The 5,625-nt window shown below is 66.7% G+C and carries 2 protein-coding genes; both read left to right on the forward strand.

The window, feature by feature from the left end; all coding sequences use genetic code 11:
• The first annotated feature begins 769 nt into the window (after positions 1 to 769).
• Complete coding sequence (locus RCH07_RS18945) at positions 770 to 1,105, forward strand: NAD(P)-dependent oxidoreductase (RefSeq protein ID WP_326969040.1); 336 nt, start codon at positions 770 to 772, stop codon at positions 1,103 to 1,105.
• 775 nt (positions 1,106 to 1,880) lie between these two features.
• Positions 1,881 to 5,564, forward strand: a complete 3,684-nt coding sequence (locus tag RCH07_RS18950; protein ID WP_326969039.1) for a multicopper oxidase domain-containing protein — start codon at positions 1,881 to 1,883, stop codon at positions 5,562 to 5,564.
• Positions 5,565 to 5,625 lie beyond the last annotated feature (61 nt).

The following is a 5,625-nucleotide window of genomic DNA, read 5'->3' on the forward strand; positions in this document are numbered from 1 at the left end:
TGCGAACGGCCGCGATCTCCTCATCCCTCATGAACCGAAATTAACAGGCCCGGCCGAAGATTAAAAGAGCAACACTCAAAAACCTAACAAAGTACCACTAGGGACCGGTAGTGCGGCGTCTCCTGCATGAGCGCTGGGAGGAAGTCCGAGGCCCCAGCAGCCTCGATCCGCCCGGGATGCGGGCGTCGCGCAGCCCCGCCAGTGGGGGCTGCGGTTCGTGCGGTTACGTCCGAAGCGGCCGTCATGGCGGTTTGTTGGTCGGTGCCGCCCCGGCGGTCTCCTCTTCCGCGGGGCCACATCCGGTGCTTGTTCGAGAGCTGGACATGTGGTGCTCCTGCAATTGCTGCCCTGCCGTGCTTTTTTGCGGCGGGCTGCTGTGGGGCGTCGTCGGCGCGTGGCGACTGACCCGGTACTTTTATCCTGCCCCCGCTTCGCGCCCCGCGCCAACCCTGGGTACAAGGTTTCCGGGAATTCTTCACAGCTCCTTCTCAGGTCCCCGGCCGGGATCCCCGCGCGTTTACTGCCCACCTTCCGGCCGGCGTGCGTGTAGGTGTCCGGGCGCACTGTGAGGCGGCTTAAACGCTCGCTTCGCGGGCCGGCCGCCCGGACGGGACCCAAACCGCTCTCACCAGGATGTCCGCCACCGCCGAACTGGCCCTCGCCCTGGTCCTGGCCAGCCAGCGCGAACTCCCGCGGCTGCTGCAGAACCAGCAAGGAAGGCCGCCGGGAGGGCCGGTCCACCGCCAGCCTCGCCGACCGCCGCGTGCTGATGGTCGGCTACGGCGGCGTCGGCAAAGCGATCGAGGACCGCGTGCTGCCGTTCGAAACCACAGTGACCCGGGTGGCCAGCAGTACGCGGACCGACGAGCGCGGCAACGTCCACGACGTCGACGAGCTGCACAGCCAGCTGCCGGGGCACGACATCGTGATTGTGGGCGTCCCGCTCAGTGACGCCACCCGCCACCTCATCGACGACGCCTTCCTCTCAGCCATGCCCGAAGGCGCGCTACTGGTCAACGTGGCCCGCGGTCCGGTCGCGGACACATCATCATCCCGCACGTGGGCGGGGCGAGCACGGCCATGCGCCTGCGGATGGGAAAGCTGATCCAGCGGCAGATCGAGCTGATGCTGGCGGGCGAACCGCGGCGAACGTGGTGCTGGGCGGCTGAGTGCCGGACAGCTAACAGCGAAGGAAGCGTCAACTTCGGGGGCGCAAGGGCGGCTGTACTGACTCATTCGAGAGCTACCTGTCGTATTCCAAGCTACGAAGTCAGGTAGCCAAGGTGCGTAGAGGTAGCGAAAAGACGGGTGGCTGCTACTCGCGCGCACGGCGTGTCGCCACCGTAGCGTCTGGTTGGACAGCTTCGCCAGTCAGAACACGATCCGATTGTTGGGGGACCCATGAAACCATCTGCCCGCCCTCCCTTCCAGCAGGCCCCGAGGGGCCGCCTGGCCAGGCCGGCCGTCATCGCGGCGCTCGTGCTGCTGATCAGCGGCATGGGCCCCTTGGGCGGGATGCCCAACCTTTTCCGACCCGATGTGGCCGAGGCGGCGGTCCCCTCGAGCGCCACCGACATGACGAAGGTGCCGCACTACTTCGGCCCCTACCCCAACTGGGCGAACAGCCCGCAGACGTTGGCGGACGCGATGGTGAAAATCAGCATCGGGACCCCGACACCAGTCCTGTATGGCAACCCGCTGACCGAGCGCAAGTACGCGACCGACTACGCGAAGCCGACTGGTGAGATGGGTCCGGTGCTCGTGGTGCTCGACCCCATACCAAGCTGCCCGCCGGCACCCTCAACGACTTCCAGAGCTGGAACCAGGGCACCGCCGGAGCGAGCCCGACCACCTCGGCGGGCAACATCTTCCACGCGCTGGTGCTGCGACCCACCGGCACTGCGGGGGAGTACACCGTCGTCTACGCCAGCGACGAGCTGAAGGTGCCGACGCCGACCGTGGCCACCGGAGAGGTCGAGACCTATTCCGTGCCAGCGGTGACAGTGCAGAAGGACGACGTGATCGGCTTCTACGGCCAGGGGGTTCCGGTCGACACCGGCGTCCCCGCCAACGGGGACACCTTGAGCACGCCGGCGAGCGGTGACCCGACGCTGGCCACCAACGTCGCCCCGGCCCAGGACAGCACGGTCAAGCTCGGTGCCTCGAACTACCCGGACTTCTCCCACGACCGCACCTACTCCTTTGGGGCCGACGTCACGCCGACCATCACCGACCCGGGCACAGGCGCGGAAGCTACGGCCTCGGTCGACCCGAAGACCGGCGCCATCTCCGGTGTCACCGTGACCAGCCCGGGAGCTGGCTACGCGGTACCGCCCATGGTGGAGATCACGACCGCCGGAGTCACACCGACCACGGTGGCTCAGGCCACCGCCACGATCGCCACCGGCGTCATCACCAACATCGACGTCAACGAGACCGGTTACGGGTTCACCGCGCCCGCCGTGACCCTGACAGGCGGGAACCCCACTGCGGGCACCGAAGCGCATGCGCTGGCCAGCGGTACGCTGGACAACCTGAAGCTAACCGACGGCGGCAAGGGTTATCAGACCCAGCCGCTGCTGAACATCTCCAAGCCGGACCTCGCCGTCGGCGAGCAAGCTACCGGCAGCGCGACGATGGACGCCAACGGCGTGGTCACCGGCGTCGCGATTGCGAACGCGGGCAGCGGGTACACCTCCGCCCCGACCGTGACCCTCACCGACGCCAGCAAGACCGCTCCCGTCCAGGAGGCCAAGGTTGAGGCCACCATCGGCGTCACCCGCATCGACGTCACCGACGGCGGCGCGGGCTACGTTTCAGCACCGACCGTGACGATCGCCGACACCGTGGGCACGCCCGACAAGGGCGCCAGCGCAACTGCCAAGGTGGCGGTCAAGGGCTCGGTCACCGGCATCGTGGTCACCACCCCCGGAGCGGGCTACCTCACCCCGGGGATCAAGAAGTTCGTCGACACCCTTCCGGGGCAGGGGGAGGCCAACGCCAACGACCTGGGCCAGTACATCCCGGTCGCGGTGCCCGACACCACTTCCTACCCCGGCACGGACTACTACGAGATCGCGGTCGTGCAGTACCGGATGAAGTTCCACCGTGACCTGCCGGCCACTTTGCTCCGCGGGTACGTCCAGCTTTCAACCAGCGTCGTCCCGGGCAAGAAGGTCGCCCTCGGCAACGCCAACCTCGACCCCGCCATTCCCGACAGTCCCATCAGCTTTAGCGGAGTGGACAAGCCGCACTACCTCGGCCCGACGATCATCGCCACGAAGAACAAGCCCGTCCGGGTACTGTTCCGCAACCTGCTGCCCACCGGCGTGGATGGCGACCTGTTCCTCCCGGTCGACACCTCGGTGATGGGTGCGGGTGCCGGTCCCAACATGATGACACTCGACCCCACCACCAAGATCCCGGTGGACATGGCGAAGGACGAGAAGAGCGTCCTCGACGGCGTGCGCAACCCGATGTGCGGCGAGACGCCGAAGCCGACCACTTGCTACTCGGAGAACCGAGCCACTGTGCACCTGCACGGCGGTATCACCCCGTGGATCAGCGACGGCACGCCGCACCAGTGGGTCACCCCGACCGGTGAGAACACCGCGTACCCGAAGGGCGTCAGCGTCAGCAACGTGCCGGACATGCCGGATCCCGGCCCCGGCGCGGAGACCTTCTTCTACACCAACCAGCAGAGCGCGCGGATGATGTTCTACCACGACCACTCGTGGGGCATCACGCGGCTCAACGTATACGCCGGAGAGGAAGCCGGCTACATGATCACCGACGACACTGAGCAGAAGCTGATGGCTCCTGGCGGCGCCCTCGACGGTCTCGGCATGGGGACCTCGCTCACCATCCAAGACAAGACCTTCGTGCCGAGCGCGAAGCGGATGGCCCAGCTCGACCCGACCTGGGACCCGAAGAAGTGGGGCGGTGAGGGCAACCTCTGGCAGCCGCACGTCTACATGCCCGCGCAGAACCCTAGCGACCCCAGCGGGATGAGCGCGTTCGGTCGCTGGTTCTACGGCCCGTGGTTCTGGCCGCCGGCCAAGGACGCCAAGTACCCGCCCATGGCCAACCCCTACTACGACCCCACCTGCGACCCGAACGTGGCTGCCTTCTGCGAGCCGTCCCTGATCCCGTCGACACCCAACAACTCGGTCGGCATGGAGGCCTTCCACGACACGCCGGTCGTGAACGGCACGGCCTACCCGACGACGACCATGGACCCAAAGACGTACCGGTTCCGGATCCTCAACGGTTCCGATGACCGGTTCTGGAACCTTTCCTGGTACGTCGCCGATCCCGCCACCGGCACCGAGGTCGCGCTGAAGTCCAGCGAAGTCTCCATGGCGCAGACCGACCCGGTCGTCACGCCGACGCCGGACACCACGAAGAGCCCCAAGGGCCCTGACTGGATCCAGATCGGCAACGAGGGCGGCTTCCTGCCGACCCCGGCCGTGGTCCCCGCCCACGAGACGACCTGGATCGCCGACGCAACCCGGTTCGACGTCGGCAACGTCGACCAGCACTCGCTGCTGCTCGCGCCGGCCGAACGGGCCGACGTGATCGTCGACTTCTCCGCTTACAAGGGGAAGACGCTGATCCTCTACAACGACGCACCGGCGGCGTTCCCGGGCCGGATTCCCGGTTACGACTACTACACCGGCGGACCGGACATGTCCCCGGCGGGCGCTCCTACGACCCTGCCCGGCTACGGGCCCGATACCCGGTCGGTCATGCAGGTCAAGGTTTCGAACACCGCACCCGCGCTGGCCTTCGACCGGCCGAACACCACGGCTGACCAGATGGGCGCGCTGATGGCGGCGTTCGATCACCACACCGACGCGGCCGGCAACCCCGCCGGGGTCTTCGAGTCGAGTCAGAACCCGATCGTGGTCGGCCAGGCCGCGTACAACCAGGCCTACGGGAAGAGCTTCGTCGGCAGCGGGTACTGCAACGCGGCCACCAACCCCGCCGCCAAATGCGACGGCTTCGCCCGGATCGCCGAGCAAGGAGGAGACAACTTCAAGTTCGACACCCTGGCGGGCCCCCAGCTCAGCGTTCCCATCGAGGGCAAGAGCGTCCACGACGAGATGAACTCGGCGAACTTCGACGAGTGGGGCCGGATGAGCGGCAACATCGGGTTGGAGGCACCCGGAGCAACACCGCTGCTGCAAAATGTCATCCTCTACCCGTTTGTCAACCCCGTCACGGAGAAGCTGGACGGCACCAAGGGGACGAACAGCCTCAACGTGACCCCGATCTCCACCGACGCCGACGGCACGCAGATCTGGAAGATCACCCACAACGGCGTGGACACCCACCCGCTCCACTTCCACCTCAACGACGTGCAGGTGATAAACAGAGTCACCTGGGACAACATCATCATCCCCCCCGACCCAACAGAACTCGGCTGGAAGGACACCGTGCGTGTCAGTCCACTGGAGGACACGATCGTTGCGGTCCGACCCATCCTGCCAAAACTCCCGTTCGCCATCCCGGACAGCAACCGGCCACTCTGCGCACGTCAAGTTTTTGAGACAGTTTCGTAGTTGATTTCGGTTACGCGGCCGCGGCCGCGGGTTCGTGGTCGCGGGCTTGGTGGTCTGCGAG

The organism is Arthrobacter sp. CG_A4 (assembly GCF_035985125.1).
Lineage (GTDB): Bacteria > Actinomycetota > Actinomycetes > Actinomycetales > Micrococcaceae > Arthrobacter.

Coding starts and splice junctions, on each gene's coding strand:
- RCH07_RS18945 (WP_326969040.1), top strand. CDS start 770: ATGGTCGGCTACGGCGGCGTCGGCAAAGCGATCGAGGACCGCGTGCTG.